At 66.4% G+C, this 23,695-nt stretch carries 18 protein-coding genes; 5 read left to right on the top strand and 13 right to left on the bottom strand.

The annotated features are described in order from the left end of the window. Window positions 1-14: 14 nt before the first annotated feature. Window positions 15-1,460: a leucyl aminopeptidase gene (locus WG907_RS03000; protein WP_340231813.1), complete on the bottom strand. Its 1,446-nt coding sequence runs from the start codon at window positions 1,458-1,460 to the stop codon at window positions 15-17. 212 nt (window positions 1,461-1,672) lie between these two features. Between WG907_RS03000 and WG907_RS02995 the strand changes: the two genes are divergently transcribed. The 5 genes from WG907_RS02995 to WG907_RS02975 all read left to right on the top strand — a co-directional run bounded on the left by WG907_RS02995 (window position 1,673) and on the right by WG907_RS02975 (window position 7,920). Then, window positions 1,673-3,940, top strand: coding sequence for an LPS-assembly protein LptD (locus tag WG907_RS02995; RefSeq protein WP_445326757.1), 2,268 nt, complete (start codon window positions 1,673-1,675; stop codon window positions 3,938-3,940). Between the two features lie 88 nt (window positions 3,941-4,028). After that, entirely contained in the window at window positions 4,029-5,417 is a 1,389-nt protein-coding gene (locus WG907_RS02990) for a peptidylprolyl isomerase (RefSeq protein WP_340231810.1), read from the top strand. After that, window positions 5,395-6,432 carry a 4-hydroxythreonine-4-phosphate dehydrogenase PdxA gene (gene pdxA, locus WG907_RS02985; RefSeq protein WP_340231103.1) on the top strand — a complete coding sequence of 346 codons (1,038 nt, stop codon included), beginning with the start codon at window positions 5,395-5,397 and terminating at the stop codon, window positions 6,430-6,432. Before WG907_RS02990 ends, pdxA begins: the two co-directional genes overlap by 23 nt. Then, the gene (gene rsmA, locus WG907_RS02980; RefSeq protein WP_340231102.1) at window positions 6,422-7,297 is read left to right on the top strand and encodes a 16S rRNA (adenine(1518)-N(6)/adenine(1519)-N(6))-dimethyltransferase RsmA; all 876 of its coding nucleotides are present in this window, start codon (window positions 6,422-6,424) and stop codon (window positions 7,295-7,297) included. Before pdxA ends, rsmA begins: the two co-directional genes overlap by 11 nt. 293 nt (window positions 7,298-7,590) lie before the next feature. Further along, on the top strand, window positions 7,591-7,920 hold the full coding sequence (locus WG907_RS02975) for a hypothetical protein (protein ID WP_340231101.1): 330 nt from the start codon (window positions 7,591-7,593) through the stop codon (window positions 7,918-7,920). Window positions 7,921-7,935: 15 nt separating this feature from the next. Here the strand turns inward: WG907_RS02975 and WG907_RS02970 are convergent, their stop codons facing one another. From WG907_RS02970 to ptsP, 12 genes are all read right to left on the bottom strand, one after another. Continuing rightward, window positions 7,936-8,454 carry a tetratricopeptide repeat protein gene (locus WG907_RS02970; RefSeq protein WP_340231100.1) on the bottom strand — a complete coding sequence of 173 codons (519 nt, stop codon included), beginning with the start codon at window positions 8,452-8,454 and terminating at the stop codon, window positions 7,936-7,938. 77 nt (window positions 8,455-8,531) lie between these two features. Beyond that, on the bottom strand, window positions 8,532-9,707 hold the full coding sequence (locus tag WG907_RS02965) for an RsmB/NOP family class I SAM-dependent RNA methyltransferase (RefSeq protein WP_340231099.1): 1,176 nt from the start codon (window positions 9,705-9,707) through the stop codon (window positions 8,532-8,534). Between the two features lie 39 nt (window positions 9,708-9,746). Continuing rightward, window positions 9,747-11,204, bottom strand: a complete 1,458-nt coding sequence (guaB, locus tag WG907_RS02960; RefSeq protein WP_340231097.1) for an IMP dehydrogenase — start codon at window positions 11,202-11,204, stop codon at window positions 9,747-9,749. A 99-nt stretch (window positions 11,205-11,303) separates the two neighbouring features. Beyond that, window positions 11,304-12,716 carry an efflux transporter outer membrane subunit gene (locus tag WG907_RS02955; protein WP_340231096.1) on the bottom strand — a complete coding sequence of 471 codons (1,413 nt, stop codon included), beginning with the start codon at window positions 12,714-12,716 and terminating at the stop codon, window positions 11,304-11,306. After that, a complete protein-coding gene (locus WG907_RS02950) occupies window positions 12,716-13,897 on the bottom strand; it encodes an HlyD family secretion protein (protein ID WP_340231095.1) in 1,182 nt (393 codons plus the stop codon). Before WG907_RS02950 ends, WG907_RS02955 begins: the two co-directional genes overlap by 1 nt. After that, on the bottom strand, window positions 13,894-15,603 hold the full coding sequence (locus WG907_RS02945) for an MFS transporter (RefSeq protein WP_340231094.1): 1,710 nt from the start codon (window positions 15,601-15,603) through the stop codon (window positions 13,894-13,896). The genes WG907_RS02950 and WG907_RS02945 overlap by 4 nt, the downstream gene beginning before the upstream one ends. A 319-nt stretch (window positions 15,604-15,922) precedes the next feature. Continuing rightward, window positions 15,923-17,872, bottom strand: coding sequence for an ATP-dependent zinc metalloprotease FtsH (ftsH, locus tag WG907_RS02940; protein WP_340231093.1), 1,950 nt, complete (start codon window positions 17,870-17,872; stop codon window positions 15,923-15,925). Window positions 17,873-17,959: 87 nt separating this feature from the next. Continuing rightward, a complete protein-coding gene (locus WG907_RS02935) occupies window positions 17,960-18,151 on the bottom strand; it encodes a hypothetical protein (RefSeq protein WP_340231092.1) in 192 nt (63 codons plus the stop codon). 142 nt (window positions 18,152-18,293) lie between these two features. Then, window positions 18,294-19,229 (bottom strand): tRNA lysidine(34) synthetase TilS, encoded by a 936-nt coding sequence (gene tilS / locus WG907_RS02930; protein WP_445326756.1) that lies wholly within the window; start codon window positions 19,227-19,229, stop codon window positions 18,294-18,296. A 12-nt stretch (window positions 19,230-19,241) separates the two neighbouring features. Beyond that, entirely contained in the window at window positions 19,242-20,192 is a 951-nt protein-coding gene (locus WG907_RS02925; protein WP_340231091.1) for a hypothetical protein, read from the bottom strand. A gap of 93 nt (window positions 20,193-20,285) precedes the next feature. Beyond that, on the bottom strand, window positions 20,286-21,254 hold the full coding sequence (locus tag WG907_RS02920; RefSeq protein WP_340231090.1) for a helix-turn-helix domain-containing protein: 969 nt from the start codon (window positions 21,252-21,254) through the stop codon (window positions 20,286-20,288). Window positions 21,255-21,327: 73 nt separating this feature from the next. After that, the gene (gene ptsP, locus WG907_RS02915; protein ID WP_340231089.1) at window positions 21,328-23,601 is read right to left on the bottom strand and encodes a phosphoenolpyruvate--protein phosphotransferase; all 2,274 of its coding nucleotides are present in this window, start codon (window positions 23,599-23,601) and stop codon (window positions 21,328-21,330) included. Window positions 23,602-23,695 lie beyond the last annotated feature (94 nt).

Below are 23,695 nucleotides of genomic sequence, written 5' to 3'. Positions count from 1 at the left end.
CTACCGGCCTGGCATCAGCGCTCGAACTTGTCCGTCACGAGTCTGTCGAGCAGGCGCACGCCGTAGCCGGTCGCGCCCTTGTCCCATGTAGCGCCGGGCTTGTCGGCCCAAACCATGCCGGCAATATCGAGGTGCGCCCATTTGACGCCCTCGTCGACGAACCGCTTGATGAACTGCGCGGCGGTGATCGACCCGGCATAGCGCGCGCCCATATTCTTCATATCGGCGATCGCGCTGTCGATCAGCTTGTTATAGGCGTCGCCCAGCGGGAAGCGCCACAGCGGATCACCGGCGGCAGCGCCCGCCGCGATCAGGTCGTCGGCCAGTTGGTCGTCATTGGCGAAGATACCGCCATATTGGTCGCCCAGCGCGACGATCATCGCGCCGGTCAGGGTGGCGAGATCGATGATGACCTCTGGCTTGTAGGTCTTTTGCGCCCAGGTAATGACATCGCACAATACCAGCCGTCCTTCGGCGTCGGTGTTGATGACCTCGATCGTCTGGCCCGACATGGATGTCACCACGTCGCCCGGCCGCTGGGCATTGCCGTCGGGCATATTTTCCACCAGGCCGCAAATACCCACGACATGCGCCTTGGCCTTGCGCCCCGCCAGCGCCTTCATCGCGCCGACGACCGCGCCCGCGCCGCCCATGTCCCACTTCATATCTTCCATGCCGGCACCCGGCTTGATCGAAATGCCGCCGCTGTCGAAGGTTACGCCCTTGCCCACCAGCACGAGCGGCTTGCCCGATGTCTTCCCTGTGCCGTTCCATTCCAGCGCCAGGATGCGCGGTTCGCGCACCGATCCCTGCGCCACGCCCAGCAACGCGCCCATGCCAAGCTCCGCCATCGCTGCCTTGTCCAGCACGGTCAGCGTGATGCCCATGTCCGCAAGGTGCGCGCAACGCTCGACGAAGCTCTCGGGATAGAGGATGTTCGCCGGTTCCGACACCAGTTCGCGGGTAAAGGCGACGCCGCTCGCGACCGCCGACAAGCGCTCCCATTGCGCGCCCCCGTCAGCGGAAACGATCGTGATGCGCGTCAATGTGGGCTTGGCCGTTTCGGCCTGACGCGATCTGTAAATATCGAACCGCCAGCTCCGCAGGAGAGCGCCGAACGCCAGCCGCGCTGCGCCCTCGCCATTGACGCCGCCGGGAAGTTCGACGGCCGCATGGCTCGCGCCGCTGTTGAGCAGCCGCGCCGTCAGCGCCCCGCCCGCTTTTTCGAGGTCCGCGTCGGTCCCCGCGCCAAGGCCAAGCAGCACGACGCGTACGACCCGCCCGCCTTCCTCGACGAAGCTCTCGAAGCTCGATCCCGCCTCGCCGCTGAAACGGGCGGCCTGCGCGCCGGCGGCCAGCGTCGCGGACGCCGCTACCGGGGCGGCGGCGGCCGCGCCCTTGGCGAGCGCAAACACCAGGGTGTCGGCGGTGGGCCGGGACGGGCTGAAGATGATGTCCATCAAGGGTCCTCTTGTCGGTGCGGCTTTTCAGGGCGCAAATGTCGGGGCGCGGTCATCGAACGGACGCGTTTGTCCGTCAGATAAGGCGGCTTTTCCCTTCTGGCAAAGCCGTTCGGCCGATTTTCCGGGAAAAGACGCGTGAGGACAGATTGCGGCGCGCGCCAAGCAATGCGATAGGCGACCCTTGACGCGCCCTCGATAGAGCCTGACCCTTGCAGCATTTTCCCCTTTTGTTCCTGCGATCCCGATATGCGCTGCTTGCGGGCGCGGCGCTTGTATGTCTGACGCCGGCATCGCAGGCGCTGGCCCAGCAACTCGCGTCCCCGCCGACGCCCGTGGGCGCGCCGGACGCGCCGGTGCCGCAGGGCGACGACCAGATCGGCTTTGCCGCCGACGCGCTCGCCTATGACGACCGGAGCGAGATCGTCACCGCCAGCGGCAATGTGCAATTGCTGCGCGAAGGCAACCGGCTGCGCGCCGACAAGGTGGTGTGGAACCGCACCACGGGCAAGGTCGAGGCGCAGGGCAATGTCTCGGTCACCGATCCGGATGGCAATATCGCCTATGGCGACCGGTTCGACGTGACCGACTCGCTCAAGGACGGCGCGGTCGAAAATATGCTGCTGGTTCTTCAAAAGGGCGGGCGGCTCGCCTCGCTGACCGGCGAACGCATCAACGGTATCTACACGCTGCACCATGCGGTCTATTCCGGCTGCGCCGTGGTGGATGGCGAGGGCTGTCCCAAGGAACCGACCTGGCAGATCAAGGCGGTCAAGGTCGTCTATGATCCGACGAAGGAGCGCGTCACCTATACCCGTCCCCATGTCGAGCTGTTCGGCATCCCGCTCATCCCCCTGCCCGGCCTGTCGCATCCGGTCGGCGACAATGGCGGCAGCGGTCTGCTCGCGCCCAATTTCCGCTACAACCGCGCCAACGGCTTCGAAGTCGCGCTGCCCTATTATCTCAAGCTCGCGCCCAATCGCGATCTGACGATCACGCCGCACGTCTATACCAACACGCTGCCGATGGTGGAGGGCAATTACCGGCATTTGTGGGATCGCGGCGCTTATGAGATCACCGGCTATCTGACCTATGGCAGCCGCGTCGCAACCAGCAGCGCCGCGTCAACCACGCCCGCCAGTTCGCAGAAGGATATTCGCGGCTATATCGATGCCAGCGGCAGCCTTCAGCTGACGCCTGAATGGAGCATCAGCGGATCGATCCGCGCCACCACCGACCGCACCTTCCTGCGGCGCTATTATCTGAGCGGCGACGATCGCCTGCGCTCGACGGTCGGCGCGCAGCGGATCGGCGAAAACAGCTATTTCTCCATCGCTGGCTGGGCGATCCAGACTTTGCGCGCGGGCGATTCGCAGGGGCAGACTCCGATCGCCCTGCCGGTGATCGACTACCGCCTGCGCATGAAGGACCCGCTGCTTGGCGGCCAGATCCAGTTTCAGGCGAACAGCCTGGCGATCACCCGCACCCATGGCGAAGATACGCAGCGCGCTTTCGCCGCGTTCCAGTGGGACCTGCGCAAGCTGACCGCAATGGGCCAGGAAGTGACCTTCACCACCTATCTGCGTGGCGACGTTTATCACAGCAACGACAATCTGCTGGCCACCAATCCCAACTACGCCGGCAATCCGGGCTGGCAGGCGCGCGGCATCGCCGCCGCCGCTATCGACGTGCGCTGGCCGTTCATGGGTGAGGCGTTCGGCGGGGTGCAGCGGATCGCGCCGCGCGTCCAGATCGTCGCCGCGCCTAGACTGGCGAACCTGTCCGTCCCCAATGAGGACGCGCGCGCCATCGATCTGGAGGACAGCAACCTCTTCGCCCTCAACCGTTTCGCGGGCTATGACCGGTTCGAAGATTCGACCCGCATCACCTATGGGCTGGAATATAGCTTGTCGCTGCCGGACTTCAGCCTCGAAAGCGTCGTGGGCCAAAGCTATCGCCTCAACAGCCGCGAGAGCATCCTGCCCGACGGCACCGGCCTGTCCGATCGGCTGTCCGACGTGGTCGGGCGCACCACGATCCGCTACAGGAATTTCGTCAGCCTCACCCATCGCTTCCGGCTGGACAAGGATCATTATTCGGTTCGCCGCAACGAGATCGACGCGACCGTCGGGTCGGCCAAGACCTATTTCGAGGTCAGCTATCTGCGGCTGAACCGCAACGCGCTCGCGTCGCTGGAAGATTTGCAGGACCGGGAGGAACTGCGCTTTGGCGCACGGGTCCAGTTTGCCCGCTTCTGGTCGGTTTTCGGGTCGACCGTCGTCGACCTCACCGACGCGAAGGAGGACCCCTTGAGCGTTGCCGATGGCTATGAGCCGGTCCGCAACCGGCTCGGCGTCGCCTATGAAGACGACTGCCTGACGCTCGGCTTCACCTGGCGGCGCGATTATCAGACGACCGGCGACGCGCGAAAGGGCAGCAGCTTCCAGCTACGACTCGCTTTTCGCAATATTGGCATATAAGGATCAGCCCGCATCCCGCCGGCGCTCAGGGCCGGTTCAGGCGGCCCGGGGCATCAGCGCCGGACCACATATGAGAGTTTTGTCGAAGATGAAGCCTGCCGTTCCCTGTCTACATCGCCTTGGCTCGTCATTTCGCCGGGGTGCCCGCGTCCTGCTGCTCTCTTCCGCGCTGCTCGCCACCGGCCTCAACGGCGCCGCCGCCCAGTCCGTCGCGGACGAGGGCGAAGGCGTCGCGACGCAGCAACTGGCTCTGCCCAAGGACCTGACGCTGTTCGGCAAGGTGGACCCCAATGTCCGCAAGGCGACCGCGATCGTCAATGGCCGCATCATCACCGGCACCGATGTGGACCAGCGCCTCGCTCTGATCATTACCGCCAACGGCGGCAAGGTGTCGGCCGAGGAAAAGGACCGGCTGCGCGTGCAGGTGCTGCGCAACCTGATCGATGAAACGCTTCAGATCCAGGAAGCCGCCGCCAACGACATCAAGATCGGCGCGGACGAGGTCAACCAGAGCTATGAACGCGTCGCGGCCAATTTCCGCCAGTCGCCCGCCCAGTTCGAAGAATTTCTGCGCAAGCAGGGCAGCGCCCCCGCCAGCATCAAGCGCCAGATCGAGGGCGAACTGGCCTGGAGCCGTCTGCTCCGCCGCAACATCCAGCCCTTCGTCAATGTCAGCGAAGATGAGGTGAAGTCGGTGGTCGACCGCCTCAACCAGGCCAAGGGCAGCGACGAATTCCGCATCGGCGAAATCTATCTCTCGGCGACACCGGAAAACCAGCAGCAGATCACCGCCAACGCCCGCAACATCATCGACCAGATCAAGCAGGGCGGCAGCTTCGCCGCCTATGCCCGGCAATTTTCCGAAGCCTCGACCGCTGCGGTCGGCGGCGATCTCGGCTGGGTCCGCCCGGCGCAGCTGCCCAACGAACTCGCCGTTGCGGCGGCCGACATGCAGGTCGGCCAGATCGCCGGGCCGATCGCCGTGCCCGGCGGCGTGTCGGTCATCTATGTCATGGACAAGCGCAAGGTGCTGACCGCAGATCCGCGCGACGCGCTGCTCAGCCTCAAACAGCTCGCGGTCAATTTCCCGGCCGGCACGACCGAACAGCAGGCCGGGCAGAAGGCCGCAGCCTTTGCGGCGGCGGTCAAGGAAATCAAGGGCTGCGGTCAGGCCAATGACATGGGCGCGAAGATGGGTGCCGATGTCGTCGACAATGACAATGTGAAAATCCGCGATCTCCCACCTCAGTTGCAGGACATTCTGCTCAACCTTCAGGTCGGACAGACGACGCCGCCCTTTGGATCGATCAAGGAGGGCGTTCGCGTCCTGATCGTCTGCGGCCGCGACGAGGGCGGGGCCGCCGCCGCGCCCAATTACGAACAGATCATGGCGCAGATGGAAGAAGAGCGGGTCAACAAGCGCGCCCGCATCTATCTGCGCGACCTGCGACGCGATGCGGTCATCGACTATAACTGACGCCGCCGCCAGCCCGACCGTTCTGGCGCCCTTCGCGATACCGCTGGGCGACCCGGCGGGCATCGGGCCGGAGATCGTCGCCAAATCATGGGTCATGCGCGACGCGCGCGGCCTGCCGCCCTTCTTCGCGGTCGGCGATATCGCATCGCTACGCGCCATATGGGCGGGACCGCTCGCCCCTATCTCCACCCCGCAGGAAGCCGCCGCCGCGTTCGGCGCGGCGCTGCCCTGCCTGCACATCGCCGATGCTGGCGAGATCGTGCCGGGACAACCAGGCACCGATGGCGCGCGCGCGGCCTTTCAAGCGCTCGAAGTAGCGGTCGGCCTCGCCCGCTCCGGCTCGGCGGCGGGAATCATCACCGCGCCGGTCGGCAAGGAACAGCTTTATGGCGTGGGCTTCACGCATCCGGGTCAGACCGAATTCGTGGCCGAACGCTGTGGCGTCTCCCCCCAGAATGCGGTGATGATGCTCGCTGGCCCTTCGCTCAAGGTGGTGCCGGTGACCATCCACATCCCGCTTGCAGATGTAGCATCGGTGCTGACGATCGACCTCATCCGCGCCCGCGCGCTCACCACCGCGAAGGGTCTGCAACGCAATTTCGGGATTGCGCGCCCCCGGCTGGTGGTCGCCGGGCTGAACCCGCATGCCGGCGAAGGCGGAGCGCTCGGGCGCGAGGAGATCGACATCATCCGCCCGGCCGTCGAGTCCCTGCGCGAAGAGGGTCTCGATATCGTCGGCCCGCTCGCCGCCGATGGCCTGTTCCACTCGCGTGCCCGCGAAACCTATGATGTCGCACTGTGCATGTATCATGATCAGGCGTTGATCCCGCTCAAGACGCTGCATTTCGACGATGGCGTCAATATCACGCTCGGCCTGCCGATCATCCGCACATCGCCCGATCACGGCACCGCTTTCGGGATCGCCGGGACGGACAGCGCCAATCCCGGCGCGATGATCGCCGCGATCCGTATGGCTGCCGACGCCGCCCGGGCGCGCCTTGCTTATGGCGGCTGACGGCGTCCCCCTGCTCCCGCCGCTCCGCGAGGTGATCGCCGCGCATGGGCTCCAGGCCAGCAAGGCGCTCGGCCAGAATTTCCTGCTCGACGAACAATTGCTCGATCGCATCGCCGCCGTGCCCGGCCCGATCCTGGATCAGCCCGCATTCGAGGTCGGCCCCGGCCCCGGTGGCCTGACCCGCGCGATCCTGCGCGCCGGGGCGCAGCTTGTCGCGGTCGAGCGCGACCGGCGCTGCCTGCCGGCGCTCGCCGAACTGGAGGTCGCCTTTCCGGGCCGGCTGCGCGTCCTGTCGGGCGATGCGATGGAGGTCGACGCTCGCGCCGAGGCGGGCGAGGGCGCGCATATCATCGCCAACCTTCCCTATAATGTCGGCACGGCCTTGCTTGTCGGCTGGCTGTCGGCCGACTGGACGCCCCTGCCCTGGTGGTCGAGCCTGACCCTGATGTTCCAGCAGGAGGTTGCCGAACGGATCGTCGCAAAGACCGGCTCTAACCATTATGGCCGTCTCGCCATTCTCGCGCAGTGGCGCGGACAGGCGCGGATCGCGATGAAAGTGCATCGCAGCGCCTTCACCCCGCCACCTAAAGTCATGTCGGCGGTGGTTCACATCACGCCGACTGCCGCGCCCGAAGGCGTGGCGCTCAAGATGCTCGAACGCCTCACCGCAGCCGCCTTCGGCCAGCGCCGCAAGATGCTGCGCCAGAGCCTCAAGGGCCTGCCCGGCGCTCTCGCCGCGCTCGAACAGCTAGGCATCGACCCGCAACGGCGGGCCGAAACGGTCAGCGTGGACGAATTTGTTGCGATCGCACGGCAAATTGGGTCGCTAGAGCCTCTTGGGTCGAGTGTGAACCGGTCGCCCTGAGCGAAGGCGGAGAGGGACTTGCAATGGTAAGCCTGTCGCGTTTTCTATTTCCAGTCGGGCGCACTCAGCCAAAGGAAATTATACTCTGTCTCCGCGCCTCCGCGCCTCCGCGCCTCCGCGCGAAATAAAGGTTCAGCCGCTGAAGTCGATCCGGCTGACAAATGTTCCTGGTCCACGCCGATCCCCAGCAGACTACCGGCCATTATTAAATGTTGTTGCCCGGCCCGTCCGCGTGAACCCAATCGCTACTAGAGCGTTGTGAACGCGACATAAAACATCGACGGAGACGAGTGGTGGCAATCGCGGTTCTATTTCCCGACGGCAGCACACGCCACGTCCCCGCCCAATTACGCGCCTGCGCCCCTGCCGATGATAAGGGCGGCCCGCCAGCTTATGAGCAGGTTCCGCTTAATTATGATGCCCGGTGGCGCTTCGCCCGGGTGACGGGACGCTGGGTCGCCCTCCCCCGAAAGGGGAGCATTGTCGTTTTGCGGCCCCCGGCCGCTCCATGGTGGTCCGACATCGCGCTCATGCGCGACGGCATATCGACGGTCGAGCGCGGTGATACTATGGTCGTAGCGATCTCGTCGGCGCATCGGACCATCCGGGAATCCGCCGCCTGACTCATCATATTTTCGTCAGGGCGTCTCGGTCTGCGATGCCTTAGGCGCGGGCACGGCTTCCTTGGCGGTCATCGCGACCGCTGGCGGTCCCTTCTGGATCGCCGCAGCCAGCCTGCCGACCGCCGCACAATCCGTCTTGCACGCGCTTTGCGCCAGCGCGAGATTATCCTTCGCCTTGGCGATCGCTCCTTTTTCGACCATCGCCTCGCCCTGACCGACGAGCGCCGAGACATCGGTGGGGTCGAGCAGCAACGCCTCACGATAGAGGCGGATCGCCTTGCCCTGCAACCCCTGCGCGCGCGCGACCTGCGCCAGCTCGACATAGGCGGCGCGGTTGCGCGGATCGACCGCGAGCGCGCTTTCCAGCGCATCGTTCGCGCCGCTCAGATTGCCAGCGGCGCGCGCCGCCTCGCCGGCCTTCAGCCATTCGGTCGACAGCGGCGAAATTTGCGCATCGGGGCGCTGCGTCAGCCCGGCGCTCGACACGGTGGTCAACAATATGGCGAGGGCAATCGAGGCAGGGGTGAAACGCATGCAGATCTCCAGCCATGTTTCAGGCGCTGATTGGGGCCAAGTCTCGCGCGTTTGCACGCTCTTGTCCATCATGTGTTTCAGGGCGTCCGCCGCAGCGCCGCGAAGAAGAAGCCATCGGTGCCGTCATGCCCCGGCGTCAGCAGCACGCCCGCGCCATGCGCTCGACCCAGTGGCAGGTTCAGCGGCAGCGCCGCCCAGCCGGCATGGCGGGTCAAAAATCCATCCACCTGATCGCGTCCCTCCCGCTCGGTCAATGCGCAAGTGGCATAGACCAGCGTGCCGCCGGGCGCCAGCAGCGGCGCGGCGAAATCCAGGATGCGGGCCTGTTCCGCGACCAGCCGGTCGAGCCGCGCCGGGGTCAGCCGCCACCGTGCCTCAGGATTGCGCCGCCACGTGCCCGTGCCCGAACAGGGCGCATCGACCAGCACCACATCGACCTGGCCGCCAAGGCTCGCAAGCGCGCCAGCCTCATGCCCCTGATCCAGCAGCAGCGTCTCGATAAAGGTCGCTCCTGCGCGTTCGGCGCGCGGCCCGAGGCGCGCGAGCCGTGACCGGATCGCATCGGCAGCGATCAGCGCGCCCTTGCCCGCCATGGCGGCGGCGAGCGCCAGCGTCTTGCCGCCGGCCCCGGCGCACAGGTCGACCACCGTCATGCCCGGCTTCGCGTCACAGGCGAGCGCGATCATCTGACTGCCCGCGTCCTGAACCTCGACCAGCCCCTTCTTCCATGCCTCGCTTTGCTCGACCGGCGAGCCTTCCGGCAGGCGCAGCGCGTCAGGCAGTCCCGTGATGGCGGCGGCATCGGGCAATAGCAGTGCGGCGTCGCCCAGCGTCGCCTTGAGCCGGTTGACCCGCAGGTCCACGGGCGCGCGGCCCAGCAGGCCATCCTGTTCCACCGGCGCCGCGATCAGGGGCGCGAGCCATGCCGGCACGCCCCCTGCTGGTGCTGCCGGCTCATCCGGGTCGATCGGCGCGGGCCCATGCGCTGATCCGTCGAAGCACGCAGCAAGCTCGGGCCGCTCGCGCGCCAGCCCCACCATCGCCGCCCGGCCGCTGTCGGGCCGGTCCCCCGCGCGGCGAATCGCGTCATAGACATGGTCGCGCACCGCGCGACGGTCGCGCGATCCGGCATAGCGGCGGGCCTTGAAATAGCGGGCAATCAGCGTGTCGGCAGCGGGGCCGCCATCGCGCGCGGACACAATGATGGCGTCGAGCAGGTCGATCGCGGCCTGGATGCGTGCGGATGGAGTCATGTCGCGGCCGATCCCTTGACCGGCCAGGTTACGACGACGTTAACGTGTGGGATAATTGGGCGCTTCCCGGGTGATGGTGACGTCGTGCACATGGCTTTCGGACAAGCCCGCATTGGTGATCTGCACGAAACGCGCGCGTTCCTGAAGGTCCTTGATCGATCGGCTGCCGGTATAGCCCATAGCCGCCTTCACGCCGCCAACGAGCTGATGGATGACATCCTTGGCCGGCCCCTTGAACGGCACCTGCCCCTCGATCCCCTCGGGCACCAGTTTCATCTGGTCTTTGATGTCGGCCTGGAAATAGCGATCGGCCGAACCGCGCGCCATCGCGCCGACGCTGCCCATGCCGCGATAGCTTTTATAGGCGCGCCCCTGATACAGGAACGTCTCGCCCGGCGCTTCGGCGGTGCCCGCGAGCAAAGATCCCACCATGACGCAGCCAGCGCCCGCCGCCAGCGCCTTGGCCAGATCGCCCGAGGTGCGCAATCCGCCATCGGCGATCACCGGCACGCCATGCTTGGCGGCTTCCTCCGCTGCGTCCATCACCGCCGTCAATTGCGGCACGCCGACGCCCGCCACGACGCGCGTGGTGCAGATCGATCCCGGCCCGATGCCGACCTTCACGCAATCCGCCCCCGCGCCGATCAGCGCCCGCGTCGCCTCGGCGGTGGCGACATTGCCCGCGACCACCTGCACCTGGTTCGACATGCGCTTGACCGCCTCGACCGCGGCGGACACCTGCTTGCTGTGGCCATGCGCCGTATCGATGACGATCAGGTCGCATTCGGCGGCGATGAGCGCCTCGGTACGCTCCAGCCCCTTGTCGCCGACCGTGGTCGCGGCGGCCACACGCAGGCGGCCGGTCGCATCCTTGGTCGCCTGCGGATAATTGACCGCCTTTTCGATATCCTTGACGGTGATGAGGCCCACGCAATGATAGGCATCGTCCACCACCAGCAGCTTTTCGATCCGCCTTGCATGCAGCAGCCGGCGCGCTTCTTCCTCGCCGACCCCGGCCTTGACCGTCGCGAGATTCTCATGCGTCATCAATTCGCTGATCGGCTGGCCGGGATGTTCGGCGAAGCGCGTGTCGCGATGGGTGACGATGCCGACCAGCTTGCCGGACGACTCGACCACCGGAATGCCGCTGATCTTGTGCCGCTGCATCAGCATCTGTGCATCGGCGAGCGTCGCATTGGGGGTAATGGTGATCGGGTTCACGACCATGCCGCTCTCGAACCGCTTGACCGCGCGCACGGCGTCCGCCTGCTCTTCGATCGACAGGTTGCGGTGCAGCACGCCGATGCCGCCAAGCTGCGCCATGACGATCGCCATGTCGGCTTCCGTCACCGTGTCCATGGCGGACGACAGGATCGGGATATTGAGCTTGATCTCGCGCGTGACGAAAGTGCTGGTATCGGCCTGGCTGGGCAGTACGTCGGATTCGCCGGGCTGCAACAGCACATCGTCGAAGGTGAGGCCGAGGCGGATATCCATGGAACTAGCCACTTTCTGCTGCGAGGGCCGCACGAGGCGGCCGGGGATCGGTGGCGGCCCATGTAACCATTAACCCCCGCCACGGCCAGTCCCCGCTCATCATTTTGTTACGCGCTGCAATCTCCGGTCCGGCGCACCCTCCTCCGCCACGCCGCTCCACCCACCGCCCAGCACCTGATAGAGCGCGACCAGCGATGTCATCTGGTCGGCTCGCACCTGCACCAGCGCAAGATCGGCGGACAGCAGCGCGCGCTGCGCGTCGAGCTGTTCCAGATAGCTGCTGTAACCGGCCTGATAGCGATTGGTCGCGTGGCGCAGTGCCTGCGCTATGGCCAATCGCTGTGCCTCCGCCGTGGCGCGCTGCCGCGACAGGCTGGCGACCGCCGCGAGCGCATCCTCGACCTCGCGGAACGCGGTCAGCGCCGCCCGGCGATAGGCGAACGCCGCCTGATCGCGCCGCGCCGCCGCGCCTTCCACATTGGCACGCAACCGCCCCCCCTCGAACAAGGGCGCAAGAATGCTGCCGCCCACCGACCAGAGCGTCACCGGATCGGGCAATCCGCTGCTGAACACCGCCCCGGTCGAGGCGGACAGGCGCAGGCTCGGCAGGAACTGCTTGCGCGCAACCGACAGGCTGGCGTCGCTCGCCGCGAGCGACAGCTCCGCCTGCGCGATATCCGGCCGGCGGCGCAGCAGATCTGATGGCAGGCCCGCATCGGGCAGCGGCGGCCCAACCAGCGCGGCCAGCGAAGTCCCCCGCGTCACCGGCCCCGGCACGTCGCCCGCCAGCAACCGCAAGCCATTTTCCTGCCGCGCGATCGCAAGGTCGACCTGCGGCAAAATCAGCGCTGCGCCTTCATATTCCACCTCTGCCTGCCGCAGCTCAAGCTCCGACGTATAGCCCGCCCGCGCCCGCGACCGGGCCAGCCGCAGCGCTTCCGCGCGCGATACGATCGTCTCCAGCACCACCCTGCGCCGCGCGTCCAGCCCGAGCAGGGTGATATAGCCGGACGCCGCCGACGACGCGACGCTCAGCCGCGCCGCATCGCGCGCCGCCGCGCTCGCCAGCCACGCGTTGCGGGCGGCGGAAACCTGATCGGCGATCCTGCCGAACAGGTCGACCTCATAAGCCGCCTGCACCCCCGGCTGGGCAGACGATCCCTCGGACGCTACGCCGAGCGCTGAAACCGATCGCGCATGGGTCGTCCCGGCGCTCGCGTCCAAAGTCGGAAACAGTGCCGCTCGCGCGAGGCTTTCCTGCGCTCGCGCCTCCCGCACGCGCGCAACGGCCATAGCGATATCGACATTATTCGCGAGCGACCGCTCGACCAGTGCGGTCAGCGCCGGGTCCCGGAACGCGTCCCACCACGCCCCGTCGACCGCCGCAGCTCCGGCAAGGCCGCTCCGCCAGTCCGGTGGCGGCGCAACGGCGGCCGCATCCGGGCGCGGCGAATCCGGCGCGGCACATCCCGCCAGCACCGCCAGCGGCAAAAGGGCGAACCCTGCCCGCATCAGCGGCCTCGCGGCGAAGGACCGCCGGTCGTATCCACCCGCGCCTCCACCGACATGCCCGGCCGCAGCCGCGCGTAAAGCGGGTCCTTCGCATCGACCGCGATCCGCACCGTTATCCGCTGCGGCACCTTCACGAAATTGCCGGTCGCATTGTCCGACTTGATGATCGAAAATTCGCTCCCCGCCGCCGGCGCCATGCGTTCGACCCAGCCCTTGATTTCTGCGCGGCCCAGCGCATCGACGTTCAGCCGCACCGGCTGGCCGGGGGCCATGCGCGCGGTCTGCGCTTCCTTGAAGTTCGCCGCCACCCACACCAAAGGCGGCACGAGGAAGGTCAATTGCGTCCCCGCCGTCACATATTGGCCCAGCCGCACGTCTACCTCGCCCAGACGCCCGTCCTGCGGCGCGCGGATGATCGTGTTGGCCAGGTCGATCTGCGCCAGCTTGAGCGCCGCCTCCGCCGCCTCCACCCCGGCGCGCAGCCCGCCGCGTCCCACCGTCACGGTGCGCACCTGTTCCTGCGCGACGCTGCGCTGCGCCTGCGCCTGCAACACGCCCGCCTGCGCCGCCCGCAGCGCCGCCAGCGTCTGGTCCCGCTCGCGGATCGAGACCGATCCCTCACCCACAAGCTGGTCGACGCGGCGCATATCCGCCTGCGCGCGGGCAAGCTGCGCCTGCGCGTTGACGACATTGGCGGCCTGCCCGCCCAGTTGCGCCGCGCTCGACCGCTCGCTCTGCTGGCTGTTGTCCAGATTCGCGATCTGCGCCGCGATCTGTGCCTGCGCCTGTTCCACCCGCTGGCGATAGATGCGATCGTCCACCCGCGCGAGGATCTGGCCTCGCTTTACCTGCTCATAATCCTGCACCGCAACTTGCGTGACATAGCCGCTGACCTGCGGCGCGATCACCGTCGTCTGGCCGCGCACATAGGCATTGTCGGTGGTCTGCACCGCGCTCGAAAAGGGCGGCACGCCCCAGGCGTAGAGGATGAGCGCGACGCCGATAAGGAGAAAGATAATGGTCAGGATCGTCACCGGCCGGCTGGCGCGCGGCGGCGCCCAGCCCCGTTGCGGCTGCGGCGGGGCCTCAGTCACTGCGTCCGTCGACGCCTCGGGCGGCGTCTCGATCGGATCATCCAGTCGCTGCCCCTCCTCGGGCGGGCGTGGCGGCTGCTCGGTCATGCGGTCCTGTTCCTCATCGCGGCCAGTGCCGCCAGTTCGGTGGCGAGCGGATTGATCCCCTTCCGCCTATAATAGCTCCAGCGCCACAGCAGATAGACAAATGCGACCGTCGCCAGCACGCCCACCAGCAGGAACACATCGTTGAATGCGAGGATATTGGCCTCTCGCGTCACGATCTGTCCCTCCAGCACGGCCCCTTCGGCCTGCCGCAACAGCGGATCGCCGAGCGTCCGGGCATAGGACGCGCCCAGTTGCGCGAGCCGCGTCGCGACCTGCGGATCGGTCGGCAGGATGGCTTGAGTCAGCATTTCGGAATGAAACCGCTCGCGCATGATCTGAAAGCTGCCGAGCAGCGCCGCCCCGGCAAGGCCGCCCAGTTGCTGGGAAATGCCGAAGATCGCGGAAAAGCTCACCAGATGGCTTGGCCCCTTCACCAGCGCGCGCAGGATGCCGTTCATCACCGTTGGCCCCAGAAAATAGACGGCGGCAAAGCTGATCATCGCCTGCGTCCAGTAAAGCTGCGCCGGCCGCGTCAGATTGCTGGCGTCGGCATCCAGAAAAGCGGCGACCGCGATCAGCGCGCAGGACAATATCACCGGCTTGATCAGGTCCAGCGGGTTGAACGTAGCGACGCTCGCGGCCAGTCCGGCGGCGGAGGCGACGGTCACGATGGCGTAAAAGCCGACCAGTTGATCCTGCCCCATGCCGAGCACCGTCAGCAGCCCGGCCGCACCGAAATTCTGTTCGCCCAGCAGCACGCGCATGCTCGCCGCGACGATGGCGAAGCGGATGATCGCCGCGCTGCCGATCCAGCGTGTGTTGAGCAAGGGGTTCGCGCGATTATGCTCGACGATCAGCGCCAGCCCGATCAGCAGCATCGCCCCGGCCAGCGCATAGCCGAGCCAGGGCGTCGACCACCACTGGATGCGCCCCTGCACCAGCACCGCCGACAGCAGCGCGAGGCCCGGCGCGAACAGGCTGAACGTCAGGAAATCCAGCGGCTCGAACGCCCCGAACCGCTCGCTGGGCGGCAGGCGCAACATCGACACGCAGGCGAGGCACAGCAGGGTCAGGCCGAATTCGAACAGGAACAGATTCTGCACATCGCCGTGAATGAGCAACCCCGGCGAGATCACGCGCGCCAGCGGCAGCGCGACCTGCCCCATGCCCACGCCGATGATCATGCCCGCCAGCCGTGCGGCGGGCGGCATGGATTGCATGAAATAGAAGAGGGAGAGCGTGGACAAGCCACTCGCCACGATACCACTGCCGGCGCGGACGATCAGCTCGATGCCATAGCTGTGGACGAACAACTGCGACAGGTTGAGGATCAGAAATCCCGCAAGAATGTACCGGGTAAAACGCTGGATGCCGAACTGCTGCCGGAATTTGATCAGCAGCAGGCTCATGCAGACATTGGTCATGCTGTAGGCAGCGGTCAGCCAGCCACCCTCGACATTGGTAAGCCCGAGGGCCCCCTGAATTTGCGGCAGATTGGCGGTCAGCAGCCCGTTGAGGAAACCCCCGGTCATGCTGAGCAGCAGGCCGATCGCGAAATAGCCTATCCGGCGAGGGGTCGGGTGGTCCGGGTTCGCGGGCGATCCGGGCATCATCGCCCGCTCGTGTGGCTGGAACTGATAGTCCGATGATGACCGTTGCTCTGCCAATGCCCTGCCCCGATACGCGCGCGTGCCGAACGCCGTCATCGCCCGTTCGTTGCATGATGCCAATGGAAATGCGCCGAGGGGCGGCGTCATCTGTTCCCGGCTGACGGCAGGAACTCAAATCGGAAGGTGGAACCCGCCTTTCAGCCTTTGACTGAAGTTTATCCTGAGCGACTGCCGCAGGCAGGCAGGCGCATGGCCGGGGGAGCAGACTAAAAACATGGCACGATATGTTCCCCGGCGAAAGCCGGGTCCAGGTGTCCAAGCAGTAGAGTGGATGAGCCAGTGAAACGCATCGAACCCATCACAACGAAAAAGGGCGGCCTTTCGAACCGCCCTTTTCCTCAACCTGGCATGGACGTCACGCCCCGAGCGGCGTCGGATCGCCGAAGGGCCCGCTCCGCCTGCGGGTCTTGGGAATGGAAGACCCAGCCGCCGGCAGGGTCGACGGCTTGATCGTCGTCCCGTCGTCGCGGGTGATCTCGCCCTTCTCCAGTAGCGCCTTGATCTCGTCGCCCGACAGCGTCTCATATTCGAGCATGGCGTTGGCGAGCAGGTGCAACTGGTCCTCATGGCCCCTGAGCAGCTCCTGCGCGCGGGCATAGCCCTGCTCGACCAGTCCACGGATTTCCTTGTCGATCAGCTTGGCCGTCTCGTCGGACATATGCGTGCGCTGGCTCTGCGAATAGCCAAGGAAGGTCTCGCCCTGCTGCTCTTCATATTGCAGCGGGCCCAGCTTGTCCGACATGCCCCATTGCGTGACCATGTCGCGCGCCAGCTTGGTCGCATATTGAATGTCGCCCGACGCGCCCGACGACACTTTGTCATAACCGAAGATCAGCTCTTCGGCGACGCGCCCGCCCATGGCCACGGCCATGTTCGCATGCATCTTGTCACGGTGATAGCTGTAGCTGTCCCGCTCGGGCAGGCGCATCACCATGCCCAGCGCGCGGCCGCGCGGGATGATCGTCGCCTTGTGGATCGGGTCCGACGCCGGCTCGTGAACGGCGATGATGGCATGGCCGGCCTCATGATAGGCCGTCATCTTCTTTTCATCGTCGGTCATGACCATGGAGCGGCGCTCGGCGCCCATCATCACCTTGTCCTTTGCCGCCTCGAACTCGTCCATCGCGACCAGCCGCTTGCCGCGCCGCGCCGCCATCAGTGCCGCTTCGTTGACGAGATTGGCGAGGTCTGCGCCGGAAAAGCCCGGCGTACCACGCGCGATCGTGCGCGGCTCGACATCGGGCGCCAGCGGCACCTTCTTCATATGCACGGCCAGGATCTTTTCGCGGCCCTCGATATCGGGACGGGGCACGACGACCTGGCGGTCGAAGCGGCCCGGACGCAGCAAAGCGGGGTCGAGCACGTCGGGGCGATTGGTCGCCGCGACGATGATGATGCCCTCATTCGCCTCGAAGCCATCCATCTCGACCAGCAACTGGTTCAACGTCTGCTCGCGCTCGTCATTGCCATTGCCAAGGCCGGCACCGCGATGGCGACCCACCGCGTCGATTTCATCGATAAAGACGATGCAGGGCGCGTTCTTCTTGGCCTGCTCGAACATGTCGCGCACGCGGCTCGCGCCGACGCCGACGAACATCTCGACGAAATCCGAACCCGAAATGGTGAAGAAGGGCACGCCCGCCTCCCCCGCGATCGCCCGCGCCAGCAGCGTCTTGCCGGTGCCGGGCGAACCGACCAGCAGCGCACCCTTGGGGATCTTGCCGCCAAGCCGCGCAAATTTGGTCGGGTCCTTGAGGAACTCGACAATCTCCTCCAGTTCCTCGCGCGCTTCATCGATGCCCGCGACATCCTGGAACGTCACCTTGCCATGTTTTTCGGTCAGCAGCTTCGCCTTGGATTTGCCAAAGCCCATCGCGCCACTCGCGCCGCCGCCCTTCTGCATCTGGCGCAGTACGAAGAAGGCGATACCCAGGATCAACAGGAACGGCAGCGACTGGTAGATCATGATCATCCAAAAGCTCGGCTGCTCCTCGGCCTGGCCCGAATATTTGACGTTATAATTGTCCAGCAGGCCGGTAAGGCCCGGATCGCTGACCGGAAGCGTGGTGAATTTCTGTCCGCTCGACAGCGTACCGGAAATCCGGTCGGGCGCGATCGCCACCTCCTTGACCTGGCCTTCGGCGACCTTTGAGCGGAACTCCGAATAGGCGATGCCCGTGCCCGCCGTAGAGGCGGAACGACTGTCGAACATCGAGACGAACAGCAGCAGGGCGATAATCACCCCGGCCCAAATCATGGCGCTCTTGATCCAGGGGTTACCCTGGGGGTCCTTCTCGTCGTTCATTCGGCACTCTCTTTCGCCCTGCAAGATAGGATCGCCGCGCAAAAGCGCAAGCTGGCCGATGGACGACTGCGTACGCTTTGCGCGCGTTCAGCCCGGCAGCAGCGAGGAAATGGCGAGATAGGCGAGGATCATCACCAGCCCGGCCGACAGGCCGCACATCAGATAACCGACATAAAAGAGTATCGGCGGGTGAGGCCGCGCCAGTTTCCGGTTACGTTGCGCCGCCGAAAGGACGATGCTCGCCAGCAGGCCGTAGGTCAGGGCCGCAAATTCCATCATGCCAGTATATTCTCCGCTTGCGATGCTTAATACTGGCAATTCATCGCTGAAAAAACATTATTGCACCGCAGCAAATCGGCGGACCGTTCTCCCTATGCGACGGCTTGCGGAACTTTCTCGCGCCAGGGATCTGTTCGGTCGCTCAGCGCCGGCGAGGAGCGGGCCTCAGCGACCAGCGGACGCCGCCCTCCAGCACCCAGTCGCCAAGGCTGCACTTTTTCCCGGCACCGGCCATGGCAAGCGCCCGGTCGATCGACTCGCCGCGCGGAACCAGCAACGGCGCACCGCGCACCAGCATCAGCAGCAACAGCCGGCGCAACAGTTCACGCGGCAAATCGGTGCGATCGAGCACCCAGCCATCGCCATCGGCGCTTACATGGCGCGCGGCCAGTTCCTCCGCCGTCCATTGCAGCGCCGCATCGGCCTCGCCCAGCGCCGCCGCGCTTCGTCCCGCCGCCGCGCGGTCCAGCCACGCCACCGGCTCCAGCACGGATCGCAGCGCCGCCCGGTCAAAGCGCGGATCGTCGTTGGACGGGTCGGACACGAACGGCAGATTGTGGGTACGACCATAGTCCAGCAACGCTGCCTTGCGCATGCCCAGCAGCGGCCGAATGACCTGCCCGCTGCGCGCCCGCACCCCGGCCAGTCCCCCCACCCCCGCGCCGCGATTGAGCCGCATCAGCATGGTTTCCAGCTGATCGTCCGCGTGATGCGCGGTCATGATCCAGTCGATCCCGCTCGACGCCCGCCAATCTTCCAGCAGCGCGTAGCGCTGCGCCCGCGCCCAGTTCTGGACATTGCCGGTCACGGCCGTTGCTGGATGGAGAATGGTATGCGGAATGGATCGTTCGCCGCACCAGCGTCCGACCATCGCGGCCTCGCTCGCCGACTCCGGCCGCAGGCCATGATCGACCGTCGCCGCCGCGGTCCGGCCGGGGAAAGCGCCCGCCGCAAGATCGAGCAACGCCATGCTGTCGGGGCCCCCCGACACCGCCACGCCGAACCGCGCCTCGGTCACGTCGCCGACGATCGCCCGCGTCGCCGCCAGCAGCCCGGCGGAATCCGGAACGACCGCCACCGCCACCGCCCGTCAGCCGCTACATTTGGCCTTGGTCTTGCCCTTGTCCATCACGCCGCGCACGCTTGCGGTCATGGTCGCGCCATAGACCTGCTCCAGTTCCTCATAGACCTTGCAGGCGTCGGCCGGCTTCTTGAGCTGGATCAGCGCCTCGCCAAGATAGGCGAGGCTGTCGGGCGCACGGTCGCCGCGCGGTCGCTTCTGGTAATTTTCATAGAAAGCGACCGACGCCAGCGCCGGCTTGCCGTCGTCCAGATAGGCGCGGCCGAGCAGATTTTGCGCCCGGCTGCCGATCGATGTGGCGCCATATTTGTCGACCACGGCCTTTAGCTGCGCCTGCGCCTCGGGATAGAATTTCCCGTCCCACAAGCGATAGCCATAGGAATAGCCATCCATGCCCGCATCGCCTGTTTCGGGCTTTTCGATGGCGGCGACCGCGGCCTTGCGCGCCTCGCTTGCGGGGCCAGTGGCCGGCGCAGGCTTGGCGGGCGCGGGTTTCGCCGGCGCCGGCTTGGTCGCGGCCGGGCCGGATTCGATCGGGTCGGCGGCCGGCGCTGGGCCCGAAGGCCGGGTCGCCGACGTGTCGCCCGACGACAGCCGGCCGTCGGTATCCGCCTTATATTTATTGAACGCCGCTTCGAGCTGCTTCAATTTATAACTATTCTCCTCGACCTGACCGGTCATCGAGGCGAGCTGGGATTCCAGCGCACCGACCCGCGCGGTCAGGTCGGCGACCGGCGAGGAGGATGGGCTGCCCGGCGCGACCGAGGGCGCTGCGGGGCGGGTGATTTCCGGCTCCAGCGGGGTCCCGCCGGGAAACACCTTGCGCTGCACCGCGCGCATTTCCTTTTCGAGGCGGTCGACCCGCACCTCGACCGGACCCGACTGGGCCAGCGCGGGCAATGACGGCAGGAATGACGCCGCCAATGCCAGGGCGGATGTCGCGAAAACGGCGTAACGCATGTTAGTCCCCGATCGAAGCTCTCACCTTAACCATAGGGCCATATTTCGCCCCGTAAAGCGCGACGTGCGGCACGGGTTCGCCCGCCAGCCGCGCTAGTCGGCCGGGGTCGCGTTCGCCGCCGGCGCGGAAGGCTGCGCCGCAGGCTCGGCCGACGGGGACGGCGCCGCCGGCTGGCTCGCGGCCGAAGGCGTCACCGGCCGGCCTCGCAGGGCCGGTTCCATCGCGCTCCCGCCCGCCGAACCGGCCACGGGCGACACGGACGTGCCCGAAGGCGCGGGCGCGGGCGCGGTGCGCGCCAGTAGCGCCGCCGCGTTGACAGGTACATCGGCGATCGTCCGGTCCGCCGGCCCGAGCGACGGGATCGCCCTGCCCCCGACTGTGATCGCCACCGCCTGCGGTCGCCCGGTCAGGATCATCGGATTGCGCGCGCCCGCCGGCAGGGTGAAGCTCTCGCCCTTCTTGAGCAATCCGTCCTTGAGACGCTCGCCCGCCTCGTCATAGATGCGCAGCCACACATCGTCGATGGCGGTGAAGATCACCGGCTGCGCCTCCACCGGCAGCGTGGCGGCGGGGCGTGGGGTCGCCACCGGCTGATCGGCCTGTCGCGCGATTTCCTCGCCGGTCGGCGCCGTCAATATCTGGGTGCGCCACAAGACAAAGCCGGCGATCACCAGAATGGCGATCGCCGCCGCCGTCCAGGCCAGCGTACGCGAAGGCACCCGCGCCGGATCGGCCGGCTCGAACGCTTCATAGCGTGCCGTGCCCAGATCGCTGTTATTTACGGCGCGCCGCACATCGGCGGCGATGGCCACTTCGTCGAAACCGATCGCGCGCGCATAGGCGCGGGCAAAACCGATCGCATAGGGAATGCCGGGCAGTGCCGCATAATCGTCCCGCTCGATCGCCTCGAGCTGGCGTTGCGCGATCCGCGTGCGCGTCGCCACATCGTGCAGCGAAAGGCCCTGCGCCTCCCGCGCCGCGCGCAGCTTCGCTCCTGGCGTCGCGGGCAATGGCTCGGGCGAATCGGTCGCGCCGGTCAGGAATTCGGGTTCGTCTGCCATGCTGCTCCGCGAAAATATATCGCCGGCCTTGTCTCATTGAGGGACGGGGATTGTCAACGCCGCGCCCCGCGCTTCAGCTCAGTTCGACGCCCCGCTCGACCGCCCATCGCGTCAGTCCGGCGCGGATATCGGTCATCCCGTCCGCAAGCATGACGCGTAATATATCCTGGAGCTCGGCCACGTTGATCGACCGGATCATCGCCTTGACCGGCCCCACCGATGCGGGCGTGATCGACAGGCGACGGACGCCCAGCCCGATCAGCGCCATCGCCTCCAGCGTGCGCCCGCCCATTTCGCCGCACACGCCGACCGGCACCTGATAGGCGGCACAGGTGCGCACGACCCGGTCGAGGAAGCGCAATATGGCGATGCTCAGCCAGTCATAGCGTTCGGCAAGCCGGGGATGCGCGCGATCGGCGGCGAACAGGAATTGCGTGAGGTCATTGGTGCCGATCGACAGGAAATCGAGCTTGGGCAGCAATATGTCGAGCACCTCGGCCAGCGCCGGCACCTCCAGCATCGCGCCATAGCGCACCGCCACCGGCAGCTTCTTCTTCTGTCCTTGCAACCATTGCCGCTGATGTTCGACCAGCGCCCGCGCCTGCTCATATTCCCACGGCTCGGACACCATCGGGAACATGACGTGCAGTATCTTGCCCGCCGCCGCCTCCAGCAACGCGCGTGCCTGCGCCTTCATCAGCCCGTCGCGATCCAGCGCGAGCCGCAGCGCGCGCCACCCCATCGCCGGATTATCCTCCAACTCGTCATCGTCGCGCTGCATATAGGGCAGCGCCTTGTCGCCGCCGATATCCACCGTACGAAAGATCACCGGCCGGTCACCGGCCGCATCCAGCACTTCCTTATAAAGCCGCTGCTGTTTTTCGCGCTGCGGCAGCGTTGCGGAAACCAGAAACTGGAATTCGGTCCGGAACAGGCCGATGCCGTCGGCACCGACGATGTCGAGCGCCTGCGCATCCTCGCGCAAACCCGCATTGACCATCAGTTCGATCCGCGCGCCGTCCTGCGTGACCGACGGCAGGTCGCGCATCGCCGTGAACTCGGCACGGCGCTTTTGCGTGACGTGCAGCTTATTCTCGAACGCCTCCTCCATGTCGGGGGTCGGGCGGATCAGCAACGCATTGGCGGCGACATCCATCAGGACGAGGTCGCCTTCATTGACCTGATGACGGATGTCGCGCACGCGGCCCAGCACCGGCACGCCCATGGCGCGCGCGACGATCGTGACATGGGCGGTCAGCGATCCTTCTTCCAAAATCACGCCCTTCAGGCGACGCCGGTCATATTCCAGCAGTTCCGCCGGCCCCAGATTGCGGGCGATCAGGATCGCATCCTGCCGCAGTCCCATGGTCGCCGCTGTGCCGAGTTGGCCCGACACGATCCGCAACAGCCGGTTGGCCAGATCCTCCAGGTCGTGCATCCGGTCCTGCAACAACGGATCGTCGATCTGGCGCATGCGGATGCGCGTGCGCTGCTGCACCCGCTCGATCGCGGCCTCGGCGGTCAGGCCGCTCTCGATCGCCTCGTTGATGCGCCGCGACCAGCCCTCGTCATAAGCGAACATCTTATAGGTTTCGAGCACCTCCTGATGCTCGCCTTCCAGCCCGAATTCGGCCGCGCCGGTCATCCGGTCGATCTGCTCGCGCATCTTGGTGAAAGCGGAAATGACGCGCGCGCGCTCGGCTTCGGTATCCTCGGCAACGGTATGCTCGATATGGACGCGCGGCTGGTGAAAGACGATATGTCCCCGCGCCATGCCCATCACCAGCTGCAACCCGTGCAGGACCATGGTTCCGGTATCCTGCACCCGGGAATCGCTCGGCGAATCGTCGGCCAGTTCGGCATGGGCGATCAGTTCGGCCAGCACCATGGCGACCGTCTGGAGCGCCTCGATCTCCACCTCTTCATATTTGCGCGGCTCGACATGCTGCACGCTCAGCACGCCGATGGCGCGCTCGCGCCGCACGATCGGCACGCCGGCAAAGCTGTGATAGACTTCCTCGCCCGTCTCGGGACGATAGGAAAAATCGGGATGCGCGGCCGCTTCGTCCAGGTTGAGCGGTTCGACATTGGTCGCGATCAGGCCGACCAGCCCCTCGCCCTTCGCCATGCGGGTGACATGCACGGCCTCCTGGCTCAACCCGCGCGTCGCGAACAGTTCCAGCACGCCTTCGCGCACCAGATAGATCGAACAGACCTCGCTCGACAGCGATTCGCCGATCACCTCGACGACCTTGTTCAGCTTCGCCTGCGCGCTGTTGCGCGACGCCATCACCTCCTGCAGGCGGATCAGGATCTGGCGGGCGGCTGCGGCGGGCGTGCTGGGCATGAATGACGCGCTATCAGATAGCCGGGCTGCTTTCCAACGCGATTATATCCGCGCCGTTCGATGCCTGTCGCGGCGATCCGGTCATTTACGTGGC

The organism is Sphingobium fluminis (genome assembly GCF_037723805.1).
Lineage (GTDB): Bacteria > Pseudomonadota > Alphaproteobacteria > Sphingomonadales > Sphingomonadaceae > Sphingobium.
The sequence above is the reverse complement of the archived record's forward strand: the minus strand, read 5'-3'. Positions and strand labels throughout refer to the sequence as shown.

Bases quoted from the DNA above. Each gene is read 5' to 3' on its own strand.
- WG907_RS03000 (WP_340231813.1), bottom strand. From the start codon at position 1,460: ATGGACATCATCTTCAGCCCGTCCCGGCCCACCGCCGACACCCTGGTG.
- WG907_RS02990 (WP_340231810.1), top strand. From the start codon at position 4,029: ATGAAGCCTGCCGTTCCCTGTCTACATCGCCTTGGCTCGTCATTTCGC.
- pdxA (WP_340231103.1), top strand. From the start codon at position 5,395: ATGCGGTCATCGACTATAACTGACGCCGCCGCCAGCCCGACCGTTCTG.
- rsmA (WP_340231102.1), top strand. From the start codon at position 6,422: ATGGCGGCTGACGGCGTCCCCCTGCTCCCGCCGCTCCGCGAGGTGATC.
- WG907_RS02970 (WP_340231100.1), bottom strand. From the start codon at position 8,454: ATGCGTTTCACCCCTGCCTCGATTGCCCTCGCCATATTGTTGACCACC.
- WG907_RS02965 (WP_340231099.1), bottom strand. From the start codon at position 9,707: ATGACTCCATCCGCACGCATCCAGGCCGCGATCGACCTGCTCGACGCC.
- guaB (WP_340231097.1), bottom strand. From the start codon at position 11,204: ATGGATATCCGCCTCGGCCTCACCTTCGACGATGTGCTGTTGCAGCCC.
- WG907_RS02955 (WP_340231096.1), bottom strand. From the start codon at position 12,716: ATGCGGGCAGGGTTCGCCCTTTTGCCGCTGGCGGTGCTGGCGGGATGT.
- WG907_RS02950 (WP_340231095.1), bottom strand. From the start codon at position 13,897: ATGACCGAGCAGCCGCCACGCCCGCCCGAGGAGGGGCAGCGACTGGAT.
- WG907_RS02945 (WP_340231094.1), bottom strand. From the start codon at position 15,603: ATGACGGCGTTCGGCACGCGCGCGTATCGGGGCAGGGCATTGGCAGAG.
- ftsH (WP_340231093.1), bottom strand. From the start codon at position 17,872: ATGAACGACGAGAAGGACCCCCAGGGTAACCCCTGGATCAAGAGCGCC.
- WG907_RS02935 (WP_340231092.1), bottom strand. From the start codon at position 18,151: ATGATGGAATTTGCGGCCCTGACCTACGGCCTGCTGGCGAGCATCGTC.
- WG907_RS02925 (WP_340231091.1), bottom strand. From the start codon at position 20,192: ATGCGTTACGCCGTTTTCGCGACATCCGCCCTGGCATTGGCGGCGTCA.
- WG907_RS02920 (WP_340231090.1), bottom strand. From the start codon at position 21,254: ATGGCAGACGAACCCGAATTCCTGACCGGCGCGACCGATTCGCCCGAG.
- ptsP (WP_340231089.1), bottom strand. From the start codon at position 23,601: ATGCCCAGCACGCCCGCCGCAGCCGCCCGCCAGATCCTGATCCGCCTG.